Genomic DNA, 25,368 nt, shown 5'->3' on the forward strand with positions numbered 1-25,368 from the left:
CGGGCAAGCCTCGCTCCTACGGTATTGCGCGTGATCTTGTAGGAGCGAGGCTTGCCCGCGAAGGCGTATTTGCGAGCGCCAAAGATCTTACTGCTTCCAGCGATCCGCCGCCGCATGATCGCTGTCACGCCCTTCAACCCAACGTGCCCCGTCACGGGTGTTTTCTTTCTTCCAGAACGGTGCGCGGGTTTTCAGGTAGTCCATGACAAAGGCACAGGCATCGAACGCGGCCTGGCGGTGGGCGCTGGCGGCGCCGACGAAGACAATCGGTTCCCCCGGCTCCAGGGCGCCGATGCGATGCAGCACTTCAAGTTTGAGCAGCGGCCAGCGCTGCTCAGCCTCTGCGGCAATCTTGCCGAGGGCCTTTTCGGTCATGCCCGGGTAGTGCTCCAGGAACATCCCGGCGACGTCGAGCCCGTCATTGAAATCGCGAACATAGCCAACAAAACTCACCACCGCACCGACGCCCACATGGGCGGCGTGCATGGCGTTGACCTCAGCACCCGGATCGAACGCGGTGGATTGCACGCGAATCGCCATGGTTCAGCCTCCGGTCACGGTCGGAAAAAATGCTACTTCATCGCCATCGCTCACCGGCTCATCGAGCTGGCACAGGTCCTCGTTGCGGGCGCACATCAGGTTCTGTTCACTCAGCACATCGGCGCCGTCACGCTGGGCCAGCAGTGCACGCACATCGTCGACGGTGGCGAAGTTGCCTTCGACGCTCACAGACTCCACGCCGAGCGCTTCACGGTAACGGGCAAAAAACTTCACGGTGACGTTCATGGCTGATCCGCCTGGAAATGGCCGCTCTTGCCACCGAGTTTCTCCAGCAACCTCACGCTTTCGATGGTCATGCCGCGATCCACGGCCTTGCACATGTCATAGATAGTCAGCGCCGCGACGCTGGCGGCGGTCAGGGCTTCCATCTCGACGCCGGTCTGCCCAGACAACTTGCAGCGCGCGACGATACGCACGGTGTCATCGCCTTCGGCACTGAGCTCGACCTTGACGCCGGTGAGCAGCAGCGGATGGCACAGAGGGATCAGATCGCTGGTTTTCTTCGCGGCCTGAATACCGGCAATACGCGCCACGGCGAACACATCACCCTTGGGGTGACCGCCGCTGACGATCATCTGCAGGGTTTCGGGCAGCATGCGCACCAGCGCTTGGGCCGTTGCTTCACGGAACGTCACGGCTTTTTCAGTGACGTCGACCATATTGGCGCGACCTTGGGAATCGAGATGAGTCAGCACAGGGATACTCCTGATCAGGAGCACCGATTGTAAACCTGCGGGTCAAATTTCGGCCATAAAAAACCGGGCGGCCTGAGCAGGCCACCCGGTTCTGTTGAGGCGATTACAAATGCGATTCGGCGTATTCGGCCAGAATCGAACGTGGCACCCCTTGCAGGGTGATGTGCACCCCGTTGGGGAAATCCTTGAAGCGCTCTGTCAGGTACGTCAGCCCGGAACTGGTCGCGGACAGGTATGGCGTGTCGATCTGTGCCAGGTTGCCCAGGCACACCACTTTGGAGCCGGCGCCAGCACGGGTGATGATGGTTTTCATCTGGTGCGGCGTGAGGTTCTGGCATTCATCGATCAGGATCAGACTCTGCTGGAAGCTGCGGCCTCGAATGTAGTTGAGGGATTTGAACTGCAACGGTACTTTGCTGAGGATGTAATCGACGCTGCCATGGGTGTTTTCGTCATCCATGTGCAAGGCTTCAAGGTTGTCGGTGATGGCGCCCAGCCAAGGCTCCATTTTTTCCGCTTCGGTGCCGGGCAGGAAGCCGATCTCCTGGTCCAGGCCCTGCACGCTACGGGTAGCGATGATGCGCCGGTAACGTTTGCTGACCATGGTCTGCTCGATTGCCGCCGCCAGTGCCAGGATGGTTTTACCCGAGCCGGCTGCCCCTGTCAGGTTGACCAGGTGGATGTCCGGATCAAGCAAGGCAAACAGCGCCAGGCTCTGATAGATATCACGCGGTTTCAGGCCCCAGGCTTCCTGATGCAGCAGCGGTTCCTGATGCAGGTCGAGAATCAGCAGCTTGTCTTCCTCGATCTCCTTGATCCAGCCGACAAAACCCTGTTCGTCGATGATGAACTCATTGACATGCACCGCCGGCAGGTTGTCGATCAGCTGCACCTGGTGCCAGGTGCGGCCATGGTCCTGACGGGTGTCGACATTCCTCACGCGGTCCCAAAAGGAACCGTCCATGTTGTGATAACCGTTGGGCAGCAGCGACACGTCGTCAACCAGTTGGTCGGTGCTGTAGTCCTCGGCCGCGATCCCGCACGCCCGGGCCTTGAGGCGCATGTTGATGTCTTTGGTGACCAGCACCACGGGCAGCTTGGGCTCGCGCGCGTGCAGGTCGATCAACTGGTTGATGATGATGTTGTCGTTCAGATGCTCGGGGAGAATGAGGTTCGGCTCGGCACGCTTGCTCATCAGAATTGACAGCAAACCCTTCGGCCCACTTTTGCCACGCTGGATCGGCACACCCAGTTCTACGTCTTCAGGGCTGGCTTCGCCCAGGGTCTTGTCGATCAGGCGTATGGCCTGACGGCATTCTGCAGCGACGCTGTGATGCCCGCTCTTGAGCTTGTCGAGCTCTTCAAGCACGGTCATCGGGATGGCGACGTGGTGTTCTTCGAAGTTAAGCAGGGCGTTTGGATCGTGAATCAATACGTTGGTATCGAGTACATAAAGGATTGGCTGGTTGGAGGAAGAACTACGTCCGTGATCATCCATACTCGGTCACCTTTGTGGGAGCCAGTCGACGCAATACCGTTACAGTGCTGCGCCTCGAAGTGGCCACCGAATTCACCCCGCACTACCTACAAAAAGCGAAATGCAAGTGAACTGCACACAATGGGGGTCTTGGAAGACGCCACCTGTCTGCAGGTTTCGGCGGTCTGTCTTCGTAATACTCCAAAACCTGTGACAGAAAAAAGTACTTTGACGTTTTTTTGAAGTTTATTTTTCAGAGTGACCAATAGCACTAGGCGGATTGCCATCACCCCGTTAAAGTCGGAAGTCCGCCTGCATCGAATCCTCGCCAAAAATCGCCCTTCACCCAATGTTTACGGCCTTTCTCCCTTTTCAGCGAAACGCGTCCTGACAGTCTTCCCAGCCGATTCCGCTTTGCGCCGTTTGCGTGATGAGCCAGGGCATCGCCGTTTTCAGTGCATCCTGCTTCACGTTGAAGTTGATCACCCCGTGTCGCCACAACAGCATCAGACTCAACACTCGTTGGGCGCTCTGATGGGCTTTTAGCTTGCCGGCACCGTCCTGGGCATCGATATCCCAGAGCGCCACCTGCAAGCCCTGGGATTTGAAGAAGCCTTCAGCATCAGAACGACGCTGACCATCGGGCGGCCGAAACAATGGCACGTAGTTTTCAGGCAGTTTGCTTTTAACCAGCTCGACACTGCGTCGCACCGAATCCTGCCAGTCCTGCCAGTGGCTGTGGGAGCGGAACTCCCAGCCTTGCACGCCGATGCACTGCTTTGAGTAAGTCGCTTGCAGGCTGGCCACCGAGCGATCGGCCAGACGGGCCTGGATGTCCTTGCCGAGGACGAAGAACGTGCCACTCATGTTCGACTTGCGCAGGTATTCCGTGGCCCAGGCAGTGTTATCGGGCGTGGCATTGGCGGCGCTGTCGAAAGTCAGCAAAAACAGCCGGTCATGCATCTCATCGCCATTGCGCTCATAGTCGCCAAAACGATCAACTTCACTGCTGGTTTGCGGAAACAGCGCCGCCTTGCGCAATTGCTCGTCCAGGTACTGGGCATGGAACAGTCGGCTCGGCTCGGCCCACTTTATGTAGTAGCTCTCATCGCTGACCTGAAACTTGGCGGCTTGCTGGCGCAGGGTGTCCATGTCTTCGACCAGGAAACAGAAGGAGGCATCCTGATCGCAGCTCTGCTGGGCGAAGTTGTAGTTGACCAACAGGCGCTGCCACATGCGCTGGCGCAGGTTGTTGATCGACTCCAGATTGACCGTGCGCAATCCCAGGCGCTGGGCCAGGCTCACCTCATCCAGAGATTCGCTGGCCAGCAGAACACGGGCGAACATCAGGATCTCGGCCCGTGAAGCAACATCAAACAGGGTCGGGCTGCTGAGCTGTTCCGGCCAGGTGCTGCGATCAAGCGACGCCACCTCGCCCGGAGCGGCCATGGCACCGAAGCTCAAGAGCCAGGACGTGATTAGAAAAACGATACGCAATGGGATGTCTCCATAACAAAACCCGCGCGGCACTATAGCTGATCCCACCACCTGATCGTTCCCACGCTCCGCGTGGTAATGCCTCCCCGGACGCTCCGCGTCCGCTTTGGCGGTGACGCGGAGCGTCACTGGCTGCATTCCCACGCAGAGCGTGGGAACGATCACCGTCTGGCGCCTGTCGCGGTGATAGCTGGAGTCAACACGGACAACCCCCTAGAATCGCCCCCACGATTAAAGGAGACGACTTCATGCTGATGGTGATTTCCCCCGCCAAGACCCTCGATTACGAAACACCGCCGGCGACCCAGCGCTTCACCCAGCCGCAATACCTCGACCATTCCCAGGAGCTGATCCTGCAGCTGCGCGAGCTGACCCCCGCGCAGATCAGCGAGTTGATGCACGTCTCCGACAAGATCGGCGGGCTCAACGCCGCGCGTTTCGGCAGCTGGACGCCAGCGTTCACCCCCGCCAACGCCAAACAGGCTTTGCTCGCATTCAAGGGCGACGTCTACACCGGGTTGAATGCTCAAACCTTCAGCGAGGCCGATTTCGATTACGCCCAGCAGCACTTGCGCATGTTGTCCGGCTTGTACGGCCTGCTGCGCCCACTAGACCTGATGCAGCCGTATCGACTGGAGATGGGCACCAAACTGGCGAATGCCCGTGGCAAGGACTTGTATGCCTTCTGGGGCACGCGGATCAGCGAATGGCTGAACGAAGCCCTGGCCGATCAAGGCGATGACATGCTGCTGAACCTGGCCTCCAACGAGTACTTCTCGGCGGTCAAACGCAACGCCCTGAACGCGCGCATCATCAATACCGAATTCAAGGACCTGAAGAACGGCCAGTACAAAATCATCAGCTTCTACGCGAAAAAGGCCCGCGGCATGATGAGTCGCTTCGTTATAGAAGAACGCATCAACGACCCGGCAGCCCTCAAGCAGTTCGATGTACAAGGCTATCGCTACAGCGCCGAGCAGTCTAAACCGGACAATCTGGTGTTCCTGCGCGATTACGCGCCAGAGTAAGCACCCGATCGGTGCACGCCTCATTAACGGGTCGTGCGCCGACGTCCGATCGTCCAACAATTCCCCGCTCAATTCGCCGACTTATTGGCGCCAAAAAACAATCACTCGTTTTTTTAACTTTAGTTTCACTCGACTTTGATGATTTTTTTCAGTAGTGGCACTGAAATTTTTTATCAGTAGTGGCACAAAACTATCTCATTCGATAATAAGCCTATATATAAAGGGCCAAAGGGCAAGTGCTATCAATATGAAAGCAGTGCCATCTTTTCCAATATTTCAAGAAATTTCAGAATTCGCGATGGGCGGACAGGAACTATGTCCAAATGCGTCGCTCATACCACCGGTAACCATTCTCTCGGCGCTTGTACGAGATAACTTACGCAGAGAAGAGATTCACGTAGCCAAGTTGTCACATTAACTTCCGCGAACGGGTCCCTAATTTGGGCAACACATGAAGGACAGGAGATAAGCATCATAAATATCCCCTACAAGGCCAAGGCTGCGCCCCTATAAACGTGCTCACCTGAGCACTCAACCGCTTGATTGACGGGCTTCTGACCTGGCATTGAGCGCGCAAGACCTTTGCACGAATGTCTTCTGATTAGAAGATCTGCTGCATAACAGGGCAAGCCATAACAATAAAGCCTAGTTGCGCACATTTTGAGTGAACTTATTTAGACACTCGGAACTTATATGCCTGCACGCGGCATTGTTGCGCCTTTAAGGCGCACTTCCGAGTGCACTACGACCGCTGAACACCATTAACTCCGGCCATGTTATGGCTTGATAAAACAGAGGTAAATGCGATGCGCATCAGCATATTTGGTTTGGGTTACGTCGGTGCAGTATGTGCCGGTTGCCTGTCTGCACGGGGCCATGACGTCGTTGGCGTCGATGTTGCCAAAGACAAGATCGATATGATCAACGCCGGCAAATCGCCGATTGTTGAACCGGGTCTGGGCGAACTTCTGCAGAAGGGTATCGAGACGGGCCGCCTGCGCGGTACGACCGACTTCGCCGAGGCGATTCGCGCCACCGACCTGTCGATGATCTGCGTTGGCACGCCGAGCAAGAAGAACGGCGACCTGGAACTGAACTACATCGAAGCCGTGTGCCGCGAGATCGGTTTTGTCCTGCGTGACAAGACTACCCGCCACACCATCGTGGTTCGCAGCACCGTTCTGCCGGGCACTGTCGCAAACGTTGTCATCCCGATCCTCGAAGACTGCTCCGGCAAAAAAGCCGGCGTCGATTTCGGCGTAGCAGTGAACCCAGAGTTCCTGCGTGAAAGCACCGCGATTGCTGATTACGACCTGCCGCCAATGACCGTCATCGGCGAGTTCGACAAGGCTTCGGGCGACGTTCTGCAATCGCTGTACGAAGAGCTCGATGCTCCGATCATCCGCAAGGACATCGCAGTAGCCGAGATGATCAAGTACACCTGCAACGTGTGGCACGCCACCAAGGTGACCTTCGCCAACGAGATCGGCAACATCGCCAAGGCTGTCGGCGTCGATGGTCGCGAAGTGATGGAAGTGGTCTGCCAGGACAAGACGTTGAACCTGTCCCAGTACTACATGCGTCCTGGTTTCGCGTTCGGCGGTTCCTGCCTGCCGAAAGACGTTCGCGCCCTGACCTACCGCGCCGGTTCGCTGGACGTGGAAGCACCGCTGCTCAACTCGCTGATGCGCAGTAACGAGTCCCAGGTGCAGAACGCTTTCGACATCGTCTCCAGCCACGGAAAACGCAAAGTCGCCCTGCTGGGTCTGAGCTTCAAGGCCGGTACTGACGACCTGCGCGAAAGCCCGCTGGTTGATCTGGCGGAAATGCTGATCGGCAAGGGCTACGACCTGAGCATCTACGACACCAACGTCGAATATGCCCGCGTTCACGGCGCGAACAAGGATTACATCGAGTCGAAGATCCCTCACGTCTCGTCCTTGCTCAACGCCGATTTCGACGACGTGATCAACAACTCCGACGTGATCATCCTCGGCAACCGTGACGAGAAGTTCCGCGCTCTGGCGCAACAAGCTCCACACGGCAAGCAAGTGATCGACCTGGTCGGTTTCATGTCCCAAGCCACCAACGTGAGTGGCCGGACTGAAGGCATCTGCTGGTAACAAGCGGCATCGGGAGGGTTTGCGGCGCTCATATCGCCAGCAAACCCTCCCGGCTTTTTCGCCTGCCTTAACCCCATCGGGCCACCCCACAGGCTCGCCCGAGATAGAGACGGATGCAGATTATGCACAGGCTAAAGCACGGCCTACTTCAGGTCGCCGGTTGGCTGTTTTACCTAAGTTTATTGATGGGCATCGCCCTGGCGCTGCCTGCGTCCACGTTCGACTCCGAGTCGAAGGACTTCATCTTCCTGATCGGTATCGTCGGTATCTGGCGCTACTCGATGGGTGCCACGCACTTTCTGCGCGGCATGCTGTTTCTGTACGTGGTCTACCCGCACCTGCGGCGCAAAGTGCGCAAGCTGGGTAAAGCGGCAGACCCGTCCCATGTGTTCCTGATGGTCACCAGTTTTCGTATCGACGCGCTGACCACCGCCCAGGTCTACGCCTCGGTAATTCGCGAAGCGATCGACTGCGGCCTGCCGACCACCATGGTCTGCTCCATCGTGGAAATGTCCGATGAGAAGCTGGTGAAAAGCCTTTGGGCCCGGATGAACCCACCGGCTCGGGTCAAGCTCGACTTCGTGCGCATTCCCGGCACCGGCAAACGCGATGGCCTGGCCTACGGTTTCCGCGCCATCTCCCGCCACCTGCCGGACGACCGCGCAGTGGTTGCAGTGATCGATGGCGACACCGTGCTCGCCGAAGGCGTAGTGCTCAAGACCGTGCCGTGGTTCCAGCTGTTCGGCAATGTCGGCGGCCTGACCACCAACGAGTTCTGCGAAGTGCGCGGCGGCTACATCATGAGCGAGTGGCACAAACTGCGCTTCGCCCAGCGCCACATCAACATGTGCTCGATGGCCCTGTCCAAGCGCGTGCTGACCATGACCGGGCGGATGTCGGTATTTCGCGCCACCGTGGTGACCAACCCGGACTTCATCGCCGACGTGGAAAGCGACTCGCTGCAACACTGGCGCCTGGGCCGCTTCAAGTTCCTCACCGGTGATGACAAGTCGAGCTGGTTCAGCTTGATGCGCCTTGGCTACGACACGTTCTACGTGCCGGACGCCGCCATTCACACCGTGGAACACCCGCCGGAAAAAAGCTTCATCAAGGCCAGTCGCAAACTGATGTTCCGCTGGTACGGCAACAACCTGCGCCAGAACTCCCGCGCCCTGGGCCTGGGGATGAAACGCCTCGGCCTGTTCACTTCGGTGGTGCTGTTCGACCAGCGTGTATCGATGTGGACATCGCTGCTGGGCCTGACGGTCGCGATTATCGCCACCTTCAAGTACGGCGCCGCGTTCATCCTGGTTTACCTGCTGTGGATCGGCATTACCCGCCTGATCCTGACTCTGCTGCTGTCCTTGTCCGGTCACACGATCGGTCCGGCCTACCCGGCGATTCTCTATTACAACCAGATCGTCGGCGCGCTGGTGAAGATCTACGTGTTCTTCCGCCTCGACCAACAGTCCTGGACTCGCCAGCCCACTTCACTGACCCGTGATCTCGCCAGCTTTCAACGTTGGTTCAACACCTGGTCGTCTCGGACCATGACCTTCTCCGCCGGCAGCGTCTTTGTTGCCGTGCTGCTGATGATGGTCTGACCGAACTCGCCTGAATTAACTAGGAAATCGTCCATATGAATACCGCCGTCAACGCCAACGTAGTGCATGAATCAGAAGCCCAGCGCCAGCACGCCCGAGTGAAAATCCCGGCCAAGCTGCGCTTCTTCGGTCCTGACCGGACCCCGGTAGAAGCTCGGGTCCTCGACCTCTCCGCTGGCGGCCTGGCCTTCAACGCCGGTCAACTGCCACTGAAGATCGGCGACAAGTACAAGGCCCGCCTGCAGTTCGTCATCGATAACCTCGGCCTGGCCATGGACGTCGAGTTACTGGTCCGCTCCCACGACCGCGAAACCGGCCGTACCGGTTGCGAGTTCCAGAACCTCGAACCTCAAGACATTTCCACCCTGCGCCACCTGATCACCTCGCACCTGGCCGGCGACATCGTCAGCATGGGTGAAATGCTGGCAACCCTGCAGCGCGACAACTTCACCAAGGCGCGCAAGGTCAAGGATGGCGGCCACGGCATGACCCCGTTCGGTCGTCTGCGCGCAGTGACCTTCAGCTTCGCGATTTTCCTCGTTGGTCTGACGGCTTTCGGCTTCATCTTCAAGTCGGTGTACGGCATGTACTTCGTCAGCCACGCCCAGGCAGGTCTGGTCAGCGTGGCGGGCATGAACATCACCATGCCGCGCGACGGCACTGTGCAGAGCCTGGTGAAAACCGACGGCGTTGCGGCCAAAGGCGCCCCGCTGGCGACATTCAGCACCAGCATGCTCGACGTACTCAAGGGCCATCTGGACGAAGACCAGTTGCAACCAGCCAAGGTTGAAGAACTGTTCGGCAAGCAAATGACCGGCACCCTGACGTCGCCGTGCGATTGCACCGTGGCGCAGCAAATGGTCGCCAACGGTCAGTACGCCAGCAAGGGCGACGTGATCTTCCAACTGGTGCCGCGTAACAGTGAAGCCAATGTTGAAGCGCGCTTCTCCTATCGCCAGTTCGGCGATGTGCTTCCAGGCAGCACCGTCAGCTTCCAGATCGCCGGCGAAGACAAAACCCGCAGCGGCACGATCGTCAGCAGCACCAGCCTGAAAAGCGCCGACCTGTCGTCCGACATCCGCGTACTGATCAAGCCTGACGAGCCGCTGGACAGCACTTTCGCCGGTCGCCCGGTTGAAGTGAACGCCACTCGTGGTCCGAACCTGAACTGGCTGATCGATAAAGCCATGGCCGCCGGTCGTTAACAACAGAGGACATGCCCGTGACTAGCCCACTCAGAATCCTGCCAGTCCCGCTGACTCTGGCCATGGCAATTGCCCTGGCCGGATGCGCCGGCCTGCCCGACCAGCGTCTGGCCAACGAAGCCCTCAAGCGCGGTGATACCACGCTGGCGGCGCAGAATTACCAGCAACTGGCAGACCTGGGCTACAGCGAAGCACAGGTTGGCCTGGCCGATATCCAGGTCGACAGCCGTGACCCGGAGCAGATCAAACGTGCCGAAGCGACTTACCGCGCCGCGGCCGGCGTCTCGCCACGGGCTCAGGCCCGCCTGGGTCGTCTGTTGGTGGCCAAACCCGGCTCCACCGAAGCCGAACAGCACGAAGCCGAAGGCCTGTTGAAAAAAGCCTCGGCCAATGGCGAAGGCAACACCCTGATCCCGCTGGCGATGCTGTACCTGCAATACCCGCACAGTTTCCCGAACGTCAATGCGCAACAGCAGATCAGCCAATGGCGCGCCGAAGGCAAACCGGAAGCGGGTCTGGCCCAAGTGCTGCTCTATCGCACCCAGGGCACTTACGACCAGCACCTGGACGAAGTCGAAACCATCTGCAAAGCCGCGTTGAACACCACCGACATCTGCTACGTCGAGCTGGCCACGGTCTATCAGAAAAAAGCCCAGCCAGAGCAACAGGCCGAGCTGATCAAGCAGATGCAAGCGGCTCACGCCCGCGGCACCGTTTCCGCTCAGCGCGTGGACAGCGTCGCTCGCGTATTGGGTGATGCAACCCTGGGCAAGACCGACGAAAAAACCGCTCAGTCGCTGCTCGAAGGCATCGCTCCGGGCTACCCCGCTTCCTGGGTCAGCCTCGCGCAATTGCTCTACGACTTCCCTGAACTCGGCGACGTCGACAAGATGATGAAGTACCTGGACAACGGCCGCGCCGCTGACCAGCCGCGTGCCGAACTGTTGCTGGGCAAGCTCTACTACGAAGGCAAATGGGTGCCGGCCGACGCCAAGGTCGCTGAAGAACATTTCCAGAAAGCCGTCGACAAGGAAGTGGCCGCCGATTACTACCTAGGCCAGATCTACCGCCGTGGTTACCTGGGCAAAGTCTATTCGCAGAAAGCGCTGGATCACCTGCTCAAGGCTGCGCGTAACGGCCAGAACAGCGCCGACTTCGCCATTGCCCAACTGTTCTCCCAAGGCAAGGGCACCAGGCCCGACCCGCTCAACGCTTACGTCTTCAGCCAATTGGCCAAGGCACAGAACACCCCGCAAGCCACTGAGCTTGCGCAAACACTCGAAGCCCAACTGCCGCCTGCCCAGCTCGCCGAGGCCCAACGCCTGTTGAAACAAGAACAGGCCGTTCGCGGTGCCTCGAGCCAGAACACTCTGGACCTGCATGCCCTGGAAGAAGAAGACGGCGAGGAATCCCTATGAAGTTGAATCCATTCGTTAAGGCCGGTATTGGCCTGTCATTCGCCCTCTTGTGGTCGTGCCCGACCCTGGCGGCCCTGACTGAAAACCAGAACTACGGCCTTGACGTGAAAGTCACCGCCCAGTCCGAAGACGACGCCGACCTCGGCACTGCCAATGGCGGTGACGTCAATGGCGTCGGCCTCGACTTGCGTCCGTGGGTCTATGGCGAGAGCGGCGCGTGGAGCGCCTACGCCATGGGTCAGGCCGTGACGTCCACCGACATCATCGAGACGGACACCCTGCAACAGTCCGACAGCGACGGCACCCAGGCCACCGACAGCGGTGATCGCAAGACCAAGAAAAACTACCTGGCGATGCGCGAGTTCTGGGTCGGTTACAGCGGCCTTACGCCCTACCCCGGCGAGATGCTCAAACTCGGTCGCCAGCGCCTGCGCAATGACGACGGCCAATGGCGCGACACCAACATCGAAGCCCTGAACTGGACCTTCGACACCACCCTGTTGCGCGCCAACGCCGGTGTTGCCGAGCGCTTCAGCGAATACCGCACCGACCTCACCGAACTCGCGCCCAAGGACAAGGATCGCCTGCACGCCTACGCCGATGCGGCGTACCAGTGGAACCCGGGCAACTGGGTCGGCATTCGTGGTCACCACACCCACGATGACGGCAAGCTCGATACCGCGCAGCCAGGTGTTCCCGCCGATTCTCTGGACAAGAAAGAGAATGGCGATATCAGCTGGCTCGGCCTCACCGCCGACAGCGATGCCTACAACTGGCGCAACACCAACACCGTCAATTACTGGGGCAGCGTCACCGGCATGAGCGGCGACCGCGACAAGGTCAACCCGCTGAATGCCGATGGCACCGCACCAGCACAAGCCAAAACCAGTGGCAATATTGATGGCTGGGCCACTGACCTGGGCGTGCGTCTGCGCCTCGATCCGCAATGGCAAGTCGGTGCAGCCTATGCCCGCGCCAGCGCCGATTACGAACAGAACGGCCTGCAAAGCAACCGCTCGAACTACACCGGTACTCGCTCGCGGGTTCACCGTTTCGGCGAGGCCTTCCGCGGCGAAACGAACAACATGCAATCCGCTACGTTGTTCGGCTCGTGGATGCTCAACGACGAATACGACGCCAGTGTGATCTACCACAAATTCTGGCGCGTCGACGGCAACAAGCCGGTCGGCAGCAACGGCATCAACGCCGTCGAGAACAACACCGACGACGCGACTGGCGCGATTCTTTCCAGCACGTCCCTGCCACTGGAAGATGGCAACAAAGACCTCGGTCAGGAAATGGACGTGGTCGTCACCAAGTACTTCAAGCAAGGCCTGCTGCCCGCAGCCTTGAGCCAATCGATCGATGAGCCTTCGGCCCTGGTGCGTCTGCGTGGCGGTGTGTTCAAGCCTGGTGATGCGTATGGCAAAGGCGTCGACTCGTACATGCACCGCGCGTTTGTCGACGTGATCTGGCGCTTCTGATGCGAACCGCTAAGGGAGTTCCTGACATGAACAGTCCGAAGAGAGGCTCGATAACCTTGCTGGCCGGCGCGATGTTGCTGGCCAGCACGGCAGCCTTCGCCACGGTGGAGCCGGCCGCGCCCGTTCAAAAAGGGCAGCCGGCGACCATTGCCAAAGGGTTGCAACAGGCCAAGACCTACACCGTCAGCAGCGCACCGACCGCGCCGCTGGAGCTGGCCAAACCGAAACTGCCGGACACTTCCGGCTACACCGCCGAAGCCATCGCCGCGAAAATCGTGCGCACCAAGGCCGGCAAAATCAGCGTACGCCGGATGATGCAGGAAGACGCGCTGAAGGACTTCATCGGCGGCGACAACAAGATGGCTGAATGGGTGGTGCGTCAGCACGGCATCCCGCAGGCCATCTTTGTCGACGACGGCTACATGAACCTCAAGGATCTGGCCAAGAAGCTGCCCAAGCAGTACTTCAGCGAAACCTCGCCGGGTGTGTTCCTGGCGAAGTTGCCGATCGTGGTCGGTAAACACGGCATCCTGGAAATCGACAAGCAGACCCAGGAATTGCGCCTGTCCCAAGAGGCCGGTTCGTTTTTGGTCAACGACGGTCAGCTGTTTGTGCGTGATACCAAAATCACCGGGTGGAGCGAGAAGAACAATGCCCCGGCCGCCTTCCGCGATCCAAAGGAATTCCGTCCGTTCCTGCTGGCCTGGGGCGGCACCGAGACCTACATCGCCAACAGCAAGATCGCCAGTTTCGGCTACGCCAACAGTAAGTCTTACGGCGTGAGTATTTCCCAATACACGCCGAACATGGCCAAGGTGCTCAAGCGCCCTGAACCGACCGGCTGGATCGTCGGCTCCGAGTTCTCGGACATGTGGTACGGCTTCTACTGCTATGAAACCCGCGACTTTGTGGTCAAGGGCAACACCTACAAAGACAACATCGTCTACGGCATTGACCCGCATGACCGTTCCCACGGTCTGATCATCGCCGACAACACAGTGTTCGGGACCAAGAAGAAGCACGGGATCATTATTTCCCGTGAGGTCAACGACAGCTTCATCTTCAACAACCGCAGCTACGACAACAAGTTGTCGGGCCTGGTGATCGACCGTAACAGCGTGAACAACCTGATCGCCTACAACGAGATCTACAAGAACCACACCGACGGCATCACCCTCTACGAGAGTGGCGACAACCTGCTGTGGGGCAACAAGGTGATCAGCAACCGTCGTCACGGCATCCGGATTCGTAACAGCGTGAACATCCGCCTCTACGAAAACCTCTCCTTGGCGAACGGCCTGACCGGTGTCTACGGGCACATCAAGGACCTGACCGACACCGACCGTGACATCAAGCTCGACCCGTTCGACGCCCAGGTGTCCCTGATCGTGGTCGGCGGCGAACTGGCCAGCAACGGCAGCGGACCGCTGTCCATCGACTCGCCGCTGAGCGTCGAGTTGTATCGCGTGTCCATGCTTGCACCGACCAAATCCAGCGGCATCAGCTTCTCGGGGATTCTCGGCGAGCGCCAGGATGAAATTCTCGACCTGCTGGTGCGCCAGCAGAAAGCCGTGCTGATCGACCCTGTCGAACGCCAGACCGAAATGCGGGACTGAGGATAATTTTATGCACTCACACTTGATCAAATTACTCAGCCTGTCGGCCCTGACCGTCGGCATTCTCGCGGCCAGCGCCGGCGCTCGTGCCGATGAAGATGCCGGCAACATAAAGCCACCCAGCTTCGACGCCGAACCGTGCTGCAACCTGTGCCCGGAAGCCCACGACGCGAAGAACTACACCACGCGTTACCAGCAGAACTTCACCACGCTGGTACAGGCCCAGGGTGACTGGTTGTTCCGTACGCAAGAAGACTTGCGCACCGAGTTCGACACCACCCCCGCCGGCTACAAACGCATGAAAGAACTGCACGATGCGTTCAAGAGCAAAGGCGTGGAACTGGTCGTGGTTTACCAGCCGACCCGTGGCCTGGTGAACCGCAACAAGCTCAACCCGGAAGACAAGGCCAAGTACGATTTCGACAAGGCCTTGAAGAACTACAAGACCATGCTCGGGCGTTTCGCCGCCATGGGCTACACCGTGCCGGACCTGTCGCCGCTGACCAACGAGTCGCTGCCTGACACCCTGCCGGCCCACGACTTCTACTTCCAAGGCGACCAACACTGGACGCCGTATGGCGCCCAGCGCACGGCGAAAATCGTCGGTGAGCAAATCAAGAAAATGCCGGCCTTTGCCGACGTGCCGAAACGCGAATTCGAGAGCCATAAGTCGGGTCGCATGGGCAAGACCGGAACGTTACACAATATGGCCGGTCAACTCTGTGGCACCAGCTACGCGATCCAGTACATGGATCAGTTCACCACCGAGCCGAAAGGCGAAGCAGCTGATGGCGATCTGTTCAGTGATTCCGGCAATCCGGAAGTCACCCTGGTCGGCACCAGCCACAGTGGCAAGAACTACAACTTCGCCGGTTTCCTCGAAGAGGCCATCGGCGCCGACATCCTCAACGTGGCGTTCCCCGGTGGTGGCCTGGAAGGTTCGATGCTGCAGTACCTGGGCAGCGAAGAGTTCCAGACCAAGCCGCCGAAGATTCTGATCTGGGAATTCTCGCCGCTCTATCGCCTCGACCAGGAAACCATCTACCGCCAGATGATGGCGCTGCTGGACAACGGTTGCGAAGGAAAGGAGGCACAGATGACCGGCAGCACCACGTTGAAACCGGGCAAGAACGAATTGATGGTCAACAGCAAGAACCTGAACCTGCAAAACAGCAGCCACCAGGTTGACATTCGCTTCGCCGATCCGTCGGTGAAAGTTCTGCAAGCCACCCTCTGGTACATGAACGGTCGCCACGAGGACATCAAGATCGAGAAACCGGAAACCTCCGATACCGACGGGCGTTTCGCCTTTGAGTTGCGCACGGACGAAGACTGGGCCTCGCAGAATCTGCTGGCCGTCGAAGTCCAGGGCCCTGAAGCAGGTGCCGCGCCACAGAAAGTCGAAGCGAAAATCTGCAAACGCAACGTGTTCCCTGGCGCTGGGCAGCGTACCGCTCAGGCCGGGCAATGAGGCAACTATGCAAACCCGAACTTTGAAAAGATTGATCGCACCGTCCCTGTTGAGCCTGGCCATGTTTGCCGGTGCGACTCAGGCCGCCGCGCCACTTCGTCCGCCCCAGGGTTACTTCGCGCCGATTGAAAAAGTCAAAACCGGCGACAAGAGCGAAGGCTGTGATGCGATGCCAACGCCGTACACCGGCTCGCTGCAATTTCGCAGCAAGTACGAAGGCTCCGACAAGGCCCGTTCGACCCTGAACGAGGTATCGGAAAAAGCCTTCCGTGACACGACTGCCGACATCACCAAGATTGAGCGCGGCACCAGCAAGCGCGTGATGCAGTACATGCGTGATGGTCGTCCGGAACAGCTGGAATGCACGCTGAATTGGTTGACCGCTTGGGCCAAGGCCGATGCGTTGATGTCCAAGGACTTCAACCACACCGGCAAGTCCATGCGCAAATGGGCGTTGGGCAGCATGGCCTCGTCCTATATCCGCCTGAAGTTCTCCGACTCGCATCCGTTGGCGAACCATCAGCAAGAGTCGCAACTGATCGAAGCCTGGTTCAGCAAAATGGCTGATCAAGTGGTCAGCGATTGGGACAACCTGCCGCTGGAACAAACCAACAACCACTCGTACTGGTCCGCCTGGTCGGTGATGGCAACGTCCATCGCCACCAACCGCCGCGACCTGTTCGACTGGTCGGTGAAGGAATTCAAGGTCGGCGCTAATCAAATCGACGCCCAGGGTTTCCTGCCTAACGAACTCAAGCGCCAGCAACGCGCCCTCTCCTATCACAACTACGCCCTGCCGCCCCTGGCGATGATCGCCAGTTTCGCTCAGGTCAACGGTGTGGACTTGCGTCAGGAAAACAACGGCGCATTGAAACGCCTCGGTGATCGAGTGCTTTCGGGTGTCAAAGACCCGGAAGAATTCGAGAAGAAGAACGGCAAGGAACAGGACATGACCGACCTGAAAGTCGACTCGAAATTCGCCTGGCTTGAACCGTTCTGCACGCTCTACACCTGCTCGCCGGATGTACTTGAGAAAAAGCACGAGATGCAGCCGTTCAAGACCTTCCGCCTCGGTGGGGATTTGACCAAGGTCTACGACCCGGCGAATGAAAAAGGCAAAAAAGGTAGTTGAGTCATCGGCGATCGTTCCCACGCTCTGCGTGGGAATGCAGCCCGTGACGCTCCGCGTCACATGCCGAAGCGGACGCAGAGCGTCCAGTGAGGCATTCCCACGCAGAGCGTGGGAACGATCATGTATCCCCCGGATTTCGGTGGGGGGTTAGGGGGGGCCGTTGGCCCTTGACTGTTGGTTAAACATGGAGAGACCGGGATGGTATTTTCATCCAACGTGTTCCTGTTTTTGTTCTTGCCGATCTTTCTCGGCATGTACTACTTAAGCGGAATACGCTATCGCAACCTGCTGCTGCTGATCGCCAGCTACGTGTTCTATGCCTGGTGGCGTGTGGACTTCCTTGCGCTGTTCGCAGCCGTCACGCTGTGGAACTACTGGATCGGCCTCAAAGTCGGTGCCGCAGGCGTTCGGACCAAACCGGCACAGCGCTGGTTGCTCCTGGGCGTGGCTGTCGACCTGTGCATTCTCGGCTACTTCAAGTACGCCAACTTCGGCGTCGACAGCATCAACGCGATGATGACCTCGGTCGGTCTGTCGCCGTTCATCCTGACCCACGTGCTGTTGCCGATCGGGATCTCGTTCTACATCTTCGAGTCCATCAGCTACATCATCGACGTCTACCGTGGTGACACCCCGGCGACCCGCAACCTGATCGACTTTGCCGCCTTCGTGGCGATCTTCCCGCACCTGATCGCTGGTCCCGTGTTGCGTTTTCGCGATCTCGCCGACCAGTTCAACAACCGCACCCACACCCTCGACAAGTTCTCCGAGGGTGCCACGCGGTTCATGCAGGGTTTCATCAAGAAGGTCTTCATCGCCGACACCCTCGCGGTGGTGGCCGACCATTGCTTCGCCTTGCAGGCCCCGACCACGGGCGACGCCTGGCTCGGCGCTCTGGCCTACACCGCGCAGCTGTATTTCGACTTCTCCGGTTACAGCGACATGGCCATCGGCCTGGGCTTGATGATGGGTTTCCGCTTCATGGAAAACTTCAAGCAGCCGTACATCAGCCAGTCGATCACCGAGTTCTGGCGTCGCTGGCACATCAGCCTGTCCACCTGGTTGCGTGACTACCTGTACATCACGCTGGGCGGTAACCGTAAAGGTACGCTGATGACCTATCGCAACCTGTTCCTGACCATGCTGCTAGGTGGTCTGTGGCACGGCGCGAACATCACCTACATCGTCTGGGGTGCGTGGCACGGCATGTGGTTGGCGATCGAAAAGGCCCTGGGCCTGAACACCTCGCCGCGCAGCATCAACCCGATCCGCTGGGCACTGACTTTCCTGCTCGTGGTCATGGGCTGGGTGATCTTCCGCTCGGAAAACCTGCACGTCGCCGGTCGTATGTACGGCGCGATGTTCAGCTTCGGCGAATGGTCACTGTCGGAACTCAACGCGGCCAGCCTCACCGGCCTGCAAGTGGCGACTCTGGTGGTGGCTTACATGACCCTGGCGTTCTTCGGCATTCGTGACTTCTACACCAATCTGCCGCCTGAGAAGACCAAGCCTGTTGTGAACGTCGAGGCCGATGGCCCGGCTGCCGCTACGCCTGGAATGATCAAAGCCGTACCGGGCGACAACCCGGGCAGCATCCACGAGCCTGGCTACACCGTCGGCGTTGAAGCGACTGTGCAACCGGCCTACTGGACGGCGGACTGGTCTCGTTACGTGATGCGCACGCTGGTACTGGTGCTGTTCATCGCCTCGATTTTCAAACTCTCGGCGCAAAGCTTCTCGCCGTTCCTTTACTTCCAGTTCTGAGGGATCTGACTATGACCCGCTCATTACGCATCCTCTACATCGGCCTGTTCCTGCTGACCCTGCTGGTGCTGGGCCTGTGGTCCACGCGCAGTTTCTTCGGCTTTAACACCAGCGCCGAAACGACGGTGCTCAACGGCCGCTGGACCAAAGCTGTGGAGACGCATTACGACGACGAGTTCCCGATCAAGCGTCTGGGCACCAACCTTTGGGCTGCGCTGGATTTCAAACTGTTCAACGAAGGTCGTCCGGGCGTCGTGCTCGGTCGCGATCAGTGGTTGTACAGCGATGAGGAATTCAACCCGATCGTCAACGAAGAGCTGAACCTGCAAGGCAACTACGCGCTGGTTGAAGGCGTGCGCCAGGAACTGAAAGCGAAAGGCGTGAAACTGGTCATGGCAATCGTGCCGGCCAAGACTCGCCTGTACCCGGAACACCTGGGTGAAGTGAAGCCTTCGAGCATCCACGCCAATCTCTATGAGGACTTCCACGCTCGTGTGGCGGCCAACAAGATCCTCGCACCCGACCTGTTCGGCCCGCTGTTAAAGGCCAAGCTGGACGGTCAGCAAGTGTTCCTGCGCACCGACACCCACTGGACCCCGGAAGGCGCACAAATCGCCGCCGAGACCCTGGCCAAAACCATTGCCGAGAAAACCCCGCTCAGTGGCGAGCCGCAGCATTTCGTCACTGAACCTGCGGAGAAGGTGACTCACAAGGGCGACCTGCGGTTGTTCCTGCCGCTGGACCCGCTGTTCGAAAACCTGATGCCGAAGACTGAGCCTTTGCAGAAGCGCAATACCGTTGCGGCACAAGACCAGCCTGCCGGTGATGACGCCCTGTTCGCCAACACTGAAGTGCCGGTGGCCCTGATCGGCACCAGCTACAGCGCCAACCCCAACTGGAACTTCGTCGGTGCGCTGAAACAAGCGCTGAACAGCGACGTGGTCAATTACGCCGAAGACGGCCACGGCCCGATTCTGCCGATGCTCACCTACCTGAAAAGCGATGCTTTCAAGAACAGCCCGCCACAGGTGCTGATCTGGGAGTTTCCTGAACGTTATCTGCCTGTGAACAACGAAATCGGTGACGCCGACCCGCAGTGGGTCGCAGAGCTCAAAGAAGCCGGCGTTCGCCAACAAAACGTAGCCGCAAACACTAAATCCGAGACGCCCGACCGGGCGCAAAACTGAAAGAGAGGTACACCATGACTTTCACTACTACTCCTCGCCGTCTCGCCAAGACCTTTGCCCTCGTTGCAGGCATGAGCGTTCTGTCGATGTCCGCCTTCGCTGGCGACGCCGCACTCTACGGCCCGACCGCACCAAAAGGCTCTAGCTTCGTACGGGTCTACAACGCCGGTAACGCTGAAGTCAGCGCCACCGTCGGCACCACTAACCTGAGCGAAGTCGCGCCGCTGTCCAGCAGTGACTTCAGCTTCATGCCGGGCGGCGATTACAGCGCCAAGGTCGGCAGCCAGACCCTGCCGGTGAAACTGGCCGGTGATCACTATTACACCCTGGTCAGCAACGCCAGCGGTGCGCCACAACTGATCGAAGAGCCGCCGTTCAAGAACAAGCAGAAATCCCTGGTTCGCGTACAGAACCTCAGCGACAAGGCCCTGACCCTGAAAACTGCCGACGGCAAGACCGAAGTGGTCCCGACCGTGGCCGCCAAGAGCCGCGGCGAACGTGAAATCAACCCGGTGAAAGTCAGCCTGGCGCTGTACGACGGCGACAAGAAAGTCGGCGACGTGAAACCGGTTGCCCTGGAACGCGGTGAAGCCGCCGTGCTGTACGTCACCGGTACCGGCAGCAGCCTGGCACCAGTCTGGGTAAAACGCCCGGTTTCGACGCGCTAATCATTTTGTCGGGTAGCCCACGGGCTACCCGGACACGGAATAAGAACAAGAGTGAAACGACAGAACGCAGTAGCTCTGACCCATACGATTTTCAAGGAGTAACAACATGATTCCGGTGATCTTGTCAGGTGGTAGCGGCTCACGTCTTTGGCCGCTTTCGCGTAAGCAATTCCCCAAGCAATTCCTCGCCCTGACCGGCGAACAAACCCTGTTCCAGCAAACCCTGGAACGCCTGGTGTTCGAAGGCATGGACACCCCGATCGTGGTCTGCAACAAAGAACACCGTTTCATCGTCAACGAGCAACTGGCCGCTCGTAAACTGGACGTTCAGCGCATCCTGATGGAACCGTTCGGCCGCAACACCTCACCGGCCGTGGCCTTGACCGCAATGATGCTGGTCAACGAAGGTCGCGACGAGTTGATGCTGGTGCTGCCGGCCGACCACGTGCTGGAAGATCAGAAAGCCCTGCAACGCGCGCTGGCCCTGGCCACCGTCGCTGCAGAAAACGGCGAAATGGTGCTGTTCGGCGTACCGGCCACCAAACCGGAAACCGGCTATGGCTACATCAAGTCGACCAATGATTCGCTGCTGCCGGAAGGCGTCAGCCGCGTCTCGCACTTCGTCGAAAAACCGGACGTGAAGCGCGCCACCGAGTTCGTCGAGTCCGGCGGTTATTTCTGGAACAGCGGCATGTTCTTGTTCCGCGCCAGCCGTTTCCTCGAAGAGCTGAAAAAACACGATCCGGACATCTACGATACCTGCCTGCTGACCCTGGAACGCAGCGAGCAGGATGCCGACACCGTCGACTTCGACGCCGCCACCTTCGCTTGCTGCCCGGACAATTCCATCGACTACTCAGTGATGGAAAAAACCCAGCGCGCCTGCGTCGTACCGCTGACCGCGGGCTGGAGCGATGTCGGCTGCTGGGCGTCGTTGTGGGAAGTGAATGAAAAAGACGCCAACGGCAACGTCACCAAAGGCGACGTGGTCATCCAGGACAGCAAAAACTGCATGATCCATGGCAACGGCAAACTGGTGTCAGTGATTGGCCTGGAAAACATCGTGGTCGTCGAAACCAAGGACGCCATGATGATCGCCCACAAGGACAAGGTCCAAGGCGTGAAACAGATGGTCAACACCCTCAACGAGCAGGGCCGCAGCGAAACCCAGAATCACTGCGAAGTCTATCGTCCGTGGGGCTCCTACGACTCGGTGGACATGGGCGGCCGCTTCCAGGTCAAGCGCATCTCGGTCAAACCGGGCGCTTGCCTGTCACTGCAGATGCACCACCACCGCGCCGAACACTGGATCGTGGTCAGCGGCACGGCTGAAGTGACCTGCGACGAAAACGTGTTCCTGCTGACTGAAAACCAGTCGACCTACATCCCGATCGCCTCGGTCCACCGCTTGCGCAATCCGGGCAAGATCTCGCTGGAAATCATCGAAGTGCAATCGGGCAGCTACCTGGGCGAAGACGATATCGAGCGGTTTGAAGATATCTACGGTCGCTCTACCCCGATCGAACGCGGCGTATCGGTGAAAACCATCGCGCAGTGATTGCTCTGTAACACAAGAAGCCCCCGTCCAACCCGCTGCGTTTCCCTATCCGCAGCGGGTTGGGTGGGGGCTTTTTTATTTCTCGTTCCCACGCTCTGCGTGGGAATGCAGCCCGTGACGCTCTGCGTCCCAAAGCGTGACGCAGAGCGTCACAAGAGGCATTCCCACGCAGAGCATGGGAACGATCTACCTCGCAAGCCCATCGCCAACCGCACCCACGCTTAGGTAGGATGACCTTCTCCCCTCCCGAGGTTTTGCGTCATGTTCATCGGCGTCCTGCTGGTCATTACTTGGCTGATCCTTTTGCTGCGCTACCCGGCAAAAGCCTTGCCCGTCTCGGTGGCGGCGGCCATCGGGTTGGGTCTGGTGGCGATATGGGTGATCTGGCTGGATAACCGTGAGGTCAAGCAACTGGCGCGCCTTGAACTGCGCATCACTTACGCGCCCGAACAGTGCCCGGTAGATCGCCCACTGCAACTGAAAATGAACAACGGCAACGACGTGCCGCTGACCGAACTGCGCTGGCGCATCGCAGCCTATGCGCCGGGCGACACGGTCAATCTGGCCGACAATCAATACGCCGCCCCACGTTACCGCGGTCCCGGCGAACTGCAGGCCGGCGCAAACTGGGAGGACTGTTTGCCGCTGCCGCCGCTGCGTCCTGGCTATCGTGCGCAAACGCTGGAGTTTCGCGCCGAGCGTTTGCAAGGTAGTTTCTCCGATTGATCTTCCCTTCCTCTTTTTGCACAAGGACCGCGCCATGCCTGTTGCGTTGATTACCGGTTGTTCCAGCGGCATTGGCCGCGCCCTCGCCGAGGTGTTCAAAAGTGCCGGTTACGAAGTCTGGGCCAGCGCCCGCAAGGCTGAAGACGTGGTGGCTCTGGCCGCTGCCGGTTTCACCGCCGTGCAACTGGATGTCAACGACGGTGCGGCACTCGAACACTTGAGTGAGCGGATCAACCAGCACCATGGCGGCCTCGACGTGCTGATCAACAACGCCGGTTACGGCGCCATGGGGCCGTTGCTCGACGGCGGTGTACCGGCCATGCAACGGCAATTTGAAACCAATGTGTTCGCCATCGTCGGCGTCACCCGCGCCCTGTTCCCGGTGCTGCGCCGTGCCAAGGGTCTGGTGGTGAACATCGGCAGCGTGTCCGGGGTTTTGGTCACGCCATTCGCCGGCGCCTACTGCGCCTCGAAAGCGGCAGTGCATGCCTTGACCGATGCGTTGCGTATGGAACTGGCGCCGTTTGGCGTACGGGTCATGGAAGTCCAGCCGGGCGCCATCGCCTCCAGTTTTGCCAAGAATGCCGGTCATGAGGCTGAACAGTTGATCACCGAGCAATCGCCGTGGTTTCCGCTGCGTGAAGGTATACGCGCGCGGGCCAAGGCCTCTCAAGACAAGCCGACGCCAGCCAAGGAGTTTGCAGAGGACTTGCTCAAAGCTGTGCAGCAGAGCAAACCACCGCGCCTGATTCGTCTGGGCAATGGTAGTCGGGCGTTGCCGTTGTTGGCGGGGTTGTTGCCTAAAGCCTGGCTGGAAGCGGGATTAATGAAGCGGTTTGGATTAAAGGGGCAGCTCCCATGACCGACTACACCGAATACTTTGACGAAGTGATCCAGGCGCACGTTGCCATCGAGCAGTGGTTGGCCGAGGAAAAAGACGAGTCCGAACTTGAACACTTGCTGACGCGTTTTTCGCCACAGTTTTCCATGATCTCGCCATTGGGGCGGGTGCTGGATTTTGAGGCGCTGAATGAGTTGTTTCTGCTGGCGGGCGGGAAGAAGCTCGGGTTCAGAATTGAGCTCAGCGAGTTGCGCGGCATCGCTCTGTACGACGGTGGTGCAACGGTGAGTTATCGCGAGCAGCAGACGGATGCGACGGGGTTGCACTCTGATCGGCGGTCGACGGTGGTGTTTGAGAAGCAGGCGGATGGCAAGGTGGTTTGGCGGCATTTGCATGAGACGTTTTGCAAGGAGTGAGACCGAGTCGTGCCCGCGAAGGGCACGACTTGGTCTTATAGTCAGTTAACAACCACCGTGCACGTAATCCCCGCCGCCAACAGCACACCCTCCGGCACTTCATCAATGTGAATCCGCACCGGCACCCGCTGCGCCAACCGCACCCAGTTAAAGGTCGGGTTCACATCCGCAATCAGCTCGCGACTTTCCGGGTTATCGCGGTCGTAGATACCGCGAGAAATACTCTCCACATGCCCCTTCAGCACTTCCCCGCTCATCAACTGCATGTCGGCTTTATCGCCGACCCGCACGTGGGGCAATTTGGTTTCTTCGAAGAAGCCGTAGACCCAGAACGAGTTCATGTCGACCACGGCCATTTTCGCTTCACCGATGCGCGCGTAATCGCCGCGATGCACATTGAGGTTGGTCACGTAACCGTCCACCGCTGCGCGGACCTCGGTGCGTTTGAGGTTCAGTTCGGCGGCTTCAAGTTGCGCTTGTGCATATTGGTAATCGGCCAGTGCGGAGTCAGCGATGTTGCTGGCGTCGTCGCGGTTTTCCTTGGAGATCACCAGGTTGTCCATGTCGGCGCGGCGGTGGGCATTGACCTTGCGCATCTCCCACGTCGACTTGCGAGACGCTACCAGCGACTGTGCCTGTTTGACCGCAATGCGGTAGTGCTCGGGGTCGATCTGCATCAGCAAATCGCCCTTCTTCACCCGTTGGTTGTCGCGCACCGGCACGTCCACCACTTCACCGGTAACGTCGGCGGCGACGTTGATGATGTCGGCGCGCACCCGGCCGTCGCGGGTCCACGGCGTGTCCATGTAATGCACCCAGAGGGTCCGGCCGATCCATATCGCAAGGGCCAGCACCAACAGAGTGGCGAGCAGGCTGAAAAGCTTTTTCATCAGGGCC

General features: G+C 59.1%; 22 protein-coding genes. 16 read left to right on the forward strand and 6 right to left on the reverse strand.

The genetic code is table 11. The features are described 5' to 3' along the window. Positions 1 to 87 precede the first annotated feature (87 nt). The 5 genes from moaE to ACYZT5_RS19245 all read right to left on the reverse strand — a co-directional run bounded on the left by moaE (position 88) and on the right by ACYZT5_RS19245 (position 4,230). A complete protein-coding gene (gene moaE, locus ACYZT5_RS19225; protein ID WP_462046945.1) occupies positions 88 to 540 on the reverse strand; it encodes a molybdopterin synthase catalytic subunit MoaE in 453 nt (150 codons plus the stop codon). A gap of 3 nt (positions 541 to 543) precedes the next feature. Next, the gene (gene moaD, locus ACYZT5_RS19230) at positions 544 to 786 is read right to left on the reverse strand and encodes a molybdopterin converting factor subunit 1 (protein WP_462046946.1); all 243 of its coding nucleotides are present in this window, start codon (positions 784 to 786) and stop codon (positions 544 to 546) included. Further along, positions 783 to 1,256, reverse strand: a complete 474-nt coding sequence (gene moaC, locus ACYZT5_RS19235; RefSeq protein ID WP_033061025.1) for a cyclic pyranopterin monophosphate synthase MoaC — start codon at positions 1,254 to 1,256, stop codon at positions 783 to 785. The genes moaD and moaC overlap by 4 nt, the downstream gene beginning before the upstream one ends. Positions 1,257 to 1,359: 103 nt before the next feature. Then, positions 1,360 to 2,754: a PhoH family protein gene (locus tag ACYZT5_RS19240; RefSeq protein ID WP_462046947.1), complete on the reverse strand. Its 1,395-nt coding sequence runs from the start codon at positions 2,752 to 2,754 to the stop codon at positions 1,360 to 1,362. Positions 2,755 to 3,105: 351 nt separating this feature from the next. Further along, entirely contained in the window at positions 3,106 to 4,230 is a 1,125-nt protein-coding gene (locus ACYZT5_RS19245; RefSeq protein WP_462046948.1) for a polysaccharide deacetylase family protein, read from the reverse strand. A gap of 248 nt (positions 4,231 to 4,478) precedes the next feature. On the opposite strand from ACYZT5_RS19245, the gene yaaA reads away from it, so the two are divergent. The 16 genes from yaaA (at position 4,479) to ACYZT5_RS19325 (ending at position 24,471) form a co-directional block, all read left to right on the forward strand. Continuing rightward, positions 4,479 to 5,258 carry a peroxide stress protein YaaA gene (gene yaaA, locus ACYZT5_RS19250; RefSeq protein WP_462046949.1) on the forward strand — a complete coding sequence of 260 codons (780 nt, stop codon included), beginning with the start codon at positions 4,479 to 4,481 and terminating at the stop codon, positions 5,256 to 5,258. 806 nt (positions 5,259 to 6,064) lie between these two features. Next, positions 6,065 to 7,381 carry a nucleotide sugar dehydrogenase gene (locus tag ACYZT5_RS19255; RefSeq protein ID WP_462046950.1) on the forward strand — a complete coding sequence of 439 codons (1,317 nt, stop codon included), beginning with the start codon at positions 6,065 to 6,067 and terminating at the stop codon, positions 7,379 to 7,381. A gap of 122 nt (positions 7,382 to 7,503) precedes the next feature. After that, positions 7,504 to 8,985 carry a mannuronan synthase gene (gene alg8 / locus ACYZT5_RS19260; RefSeq protein ID WP_462046951.1) on the forward strand — a complete coding sequence of 494 codons (1,482 nt, stop codon included), beginning with the start codon at positions 7,504 to 7,506 and terminating at the stop codon, positions 8,983 to 8,985. A 35-nt stretch (positions 8,986 to 9,020) separates the two neighbouring features. Next, a complete protein-coding gene (locus ACYZT5_RS19265; protein ID WP_462046952.1) occupies positions 9,021 to 10,190 on the forward strand; it encodes a PilZ domain-containing protein in 1,170 nt (389 codons plus the stop codon). 11 nt (positions 10,191 to 10,201) lie between these two features. Then, a complete protein-coding gene (gene algK, locus ACYZT5_RS19270; RefSeq protein ID WP_462046953.1) occupies positions 10,202 to 11,608 on the forward strand; it encodes an alginate biosynthesis TPR repeat lipoprotein AlgK in 1,407 nt (468 codons plus the stop codon). Continuing rightward, entirely contained in the window at positions 11,605 to 13,092 is a 1,488-nt protein-coding gene (locus tag ACYZT5_RS19275) for an alginate export family protein (RefSeq protein WP_462046954.1), read from the forward strand. The genes algK and ACYZT5_RS19275 overlap by 4 nt, the downstream gene beginning before the upstream one ends. Before the next feature lie 26 nt (positions 13,093 to 13,118). Beyond that, positions 13,119 to 14,708 carry a mannuronan 5-epimerase AlgG gene (gene algG / locus ACYZT5_RS19280; protein WP_462046955.1) on the forward strand — a complete coding sequence of 530 codons (1,590 nt, stop codon included), beginning with the start codon at positions 13,119 to 13,121 and terminating at the stop codon, positions 14,706 to 14,708. A 10-nt stretch (positions 14,709 to 14,718) separates the two neighbouring features. Then, positions 14,719 to 16,179: an alginate O-acetyltransferase gene (locus ACYZT5_RS19285; protein ID WP_462046956.1), complete on the forward strand. Its 1,461-nt coding sequence runs from the start codon at positions 14,719 to 14,721 to the stop codon at positions 16,177 to 16,179. Between the two features lie 7 nt (positions 16,180 to 16,186). Further along, positions 16,187 to 17,311, forward strand: coding sequence for a mannuronate-specific alginate lyase (locus ACYZT5_RS19290; RefSeq protein WP_462046957.1), 1,125 nt, complete (start codon positions 16,187 to 16,189; stop codon positions 17,309 to 17,311). A gap of 198 nt (positions 17,312 to 17,509) precedes the next feature. Beyond that, positions 17,510 to 19,075, forward strand: coding sequence for an MBOAT family O-acyltransferase (locus ACYZT5_RS19295; RefSeq protein WP_462046958.1), 1,566 nt, complete (start codon positions 17,510 to 17,512; stop codon positions 19,073 to 19,075). An 11-nt stretch (positions 19,076 to 19,086) separates the two neighbouring features. Beyond that, positions 19,087 to 20,262 (forward strand): alginate O-acetyltransferase, encoded by a 1,176-nt coding sequence (locus ACYZT5_RS19300; RefSeq protein ID WP_462046959.1) that lies wholly within the window; start codon positions 19,087 to 19,089, stop codon positions 20,260 to 20,262. Between the two features lie 14 nt (positions 20,263 to 20,276). Beyond that, positions 20,277 to 20,930: an alginate O-acetyltransferase AlgF gene (locus tag ACYZT5_RS19305; RefSeq protein WP_462046960.1), complete on the forward strand. Its 654-nt coding sequence runs from the start codon at positions 20,277 to 20,279 to the stop codon at positions 20,928 to 20,930. A 106-nt stretch (positions 20,931 to 21,036) separates the two neighbouring features. Beyond that, positions 21,037 to 22,488, forward strand: coding sequence for a mannose-1-phosphate guanylyltransferase/mannose-6-phosphate isomerase (locus tag ACYZT5_RS19310; protein ID WP_462046961.1), 1,452 nt, complete (start codon positions 21,037 to 21,039; stop codon positions 22,486 to 22,488). Between the two features lie 261 nt (positions 22,489 to 22,749). Then, entirely contained in the window at positions 22,750 to 23,214 is a 465-nt protein-coding gene (locus tag ACYZT5_RS19315; protein ID WP_462046962.1) for a multidrug transporter, read from the forward strand. 34 nt (positions 23,215 to 23,248) lie between these two features. Further along, entirely contained in the window at positions 23,249 to 24,076 is an 828-nt protein-coding gene (locus ACYZT5_RS19320; RefSeq protein ID WP_462046963.1) for an SDR family oxidoreductase, read from the forward strand. Further along, positions 24,073 to 24,471: a DUF4440 domain-containing protein gene (locus ACYZT5_RS19325; RefSeq protein ID WP_462046964.1), complete on the forward strand. Its 399-nt coding sequence runs from the start codon at positions 24,073 to 24,075 to the stop codon at positions 24,469 to 24,471. Before ACYZT5_RS19320 ends, ACYZT5_RS19325 begins: the two co-directional genes overlap by 4 nt. Before the next feature lie 41 nt (positions 24,472 to 24,512). Here ACYZT5_RS19325 and ACYZT5_RS19330 read toward each other — a convergent pair whose 3' ends face one another. Further along, positions 24,513 to 25,361 (reverse strand): efflux RND transporter periplasmic adaptor subunit, encoded by an 849-nt coding sequence (locus tag ACYZT5_RS19330; RefSeq protein ID WP_462046965.1) that lies wholly within the window; start codon positions 25,359 to 25,361, stop codon positions 24,513 to 24,515. Between the last annotated feature and the right edge of the window lie 7 nt (positions 25,362 to 25,368).

The organism is Pseudomonas sp. LB3P14 (assembly GCF_054898045.1).

Coding starts and splice junctions, on each gene's coding strand:
- yaaA (WP_462046949.1), top strand. CDS start 4,479: ATGCTGATGGTGATTTCCCCCGCCAAGACCCTCGATTACGAAACACCG.
- ACYZT5_RS19265 (WP_462046952.1), top strand. CDS start 9,021: ATGAATACCGCCGTCAACGCCAACGTAGTGCATGAATCAGAAGCCCAG.
- ACYZT5_RS19320 (WP_462046963.1), top strand. CDS start 23,249: ATGCCTGTTGCGTTGATTACCGGTTGTTCCAGCGGCATTGGCCGCGCC.
- ACYZT5_RS19325 (WP_462046964.1), top strand. CDS start 24,073: ATGACCGACTACACCGAATACTTTGACGAAGTGATCCAGGCGCACGTT.
- ACYZT5_RS19315 (WP_462046962.1), top strand. CDS start 22,750: ATGTTCATCGGCGTCCTGCTGGTCATTACTTGGCTGATCCTTTTGCTG.
- ACYZT5_RS19290 (WP_462046957.1), top strand. CDS start 16,187: ATGCAAACCCGAACTTTGAAAAGATTGATCGCACCGTCCCTGTTGAGC.
- ACYZT5_RS19255 (WP_462046950.1), top strand. CDS start 6,065: ATGCGCATCAGCATATTTGGTTTGGGTTACGTCGGTGCAGTATGTGCC.
- ACYZT5_RS19310 (WP_462046961.1), top strand. CDS start 21,037: ATGATTCCGGTGATCTTGTCAGGTGGTAGCGGCTCACGTCTTTGGCCG.
- ACYZT5_RS19330 (WP_462046965.1), bottom strand. CDS start 25,361: ATGAAAAAGCTTTTCAGCCTGCTCGCCACTCTGTTGGTGCTGGCCCTT.
- moaE (WP_462046945.1), bottom strand. CDS start 540: ATGGCGATTCGCGTGCAATCCACCGCGTTCGATCCGGGTGCTGAGGTC.
- ACYZT5_RS19295 (WP_462046958.1), top strand. CDS start 17,510: ATGGTATTTTCATCCAACGTGTTCCTGTTTTTGTTCTTGCCGATCTTT.
- algG (WP_462046955.1), top strand. CDS start 13,119: ATGAACAGTCCGAAGAGAGGCTCGATAACCTTGCTGGCCGGCGCGATG.
- ACYZT5_RS19285 (WP_462046956.1), top strand. CDS start 14,719: ATGCACTCACACTTGATCAAATTACTCAGCCTGTCGGCCCTGACCGTC.
- ACYZT5_RS19275 (WP_462046954.1), top strand. CDS start 11,605: ATGAAGTTGAATCCATTCGTTAAGGCCGGTATTGGCCTGTCATTCGCC.
- ACYZT5_RS19240 (WP_462046947.1), bottom strand. CDS start 2,754: ATGGATGATCACGGACGTAGTTCTTCCTCCAACCAGCCAATCCTTTAT.
- algK (WP_462046953.1), top strand. CDS start 10,202: ATGCCCGTGACTAGCCCACTCAGAATCCTGCCAGTCCCGCTGACTCTG.
- ACYZT5_RS19305 (WP_462046960.1), top strand. CDS start 20,277: ATGACTTTCACTACTACTCCTCGCCGTCTCGCCAAGACCTTTGCCCTC.
- alg8 (WP_462046951.1), top strand. CDS start 7,504: ATGCACAGGCTAAAGCACGGCCTACTTCAGGTCGCCGGTTGGCTGTTT.
- ACYZT5_RS19300 (WP_462046959.1), top strand. CDS start 19,087: ATGACCCGCTCATTACGCATCCTCTACATCGGCCTGTTCCTGCTGACC.
- moaD (WP_462046946.1), bottom strand. CDS start 786: ATGAACGTCACCGTGAAGTTTTTTGCCCGTTACCGTGAAGCGCTCGGC.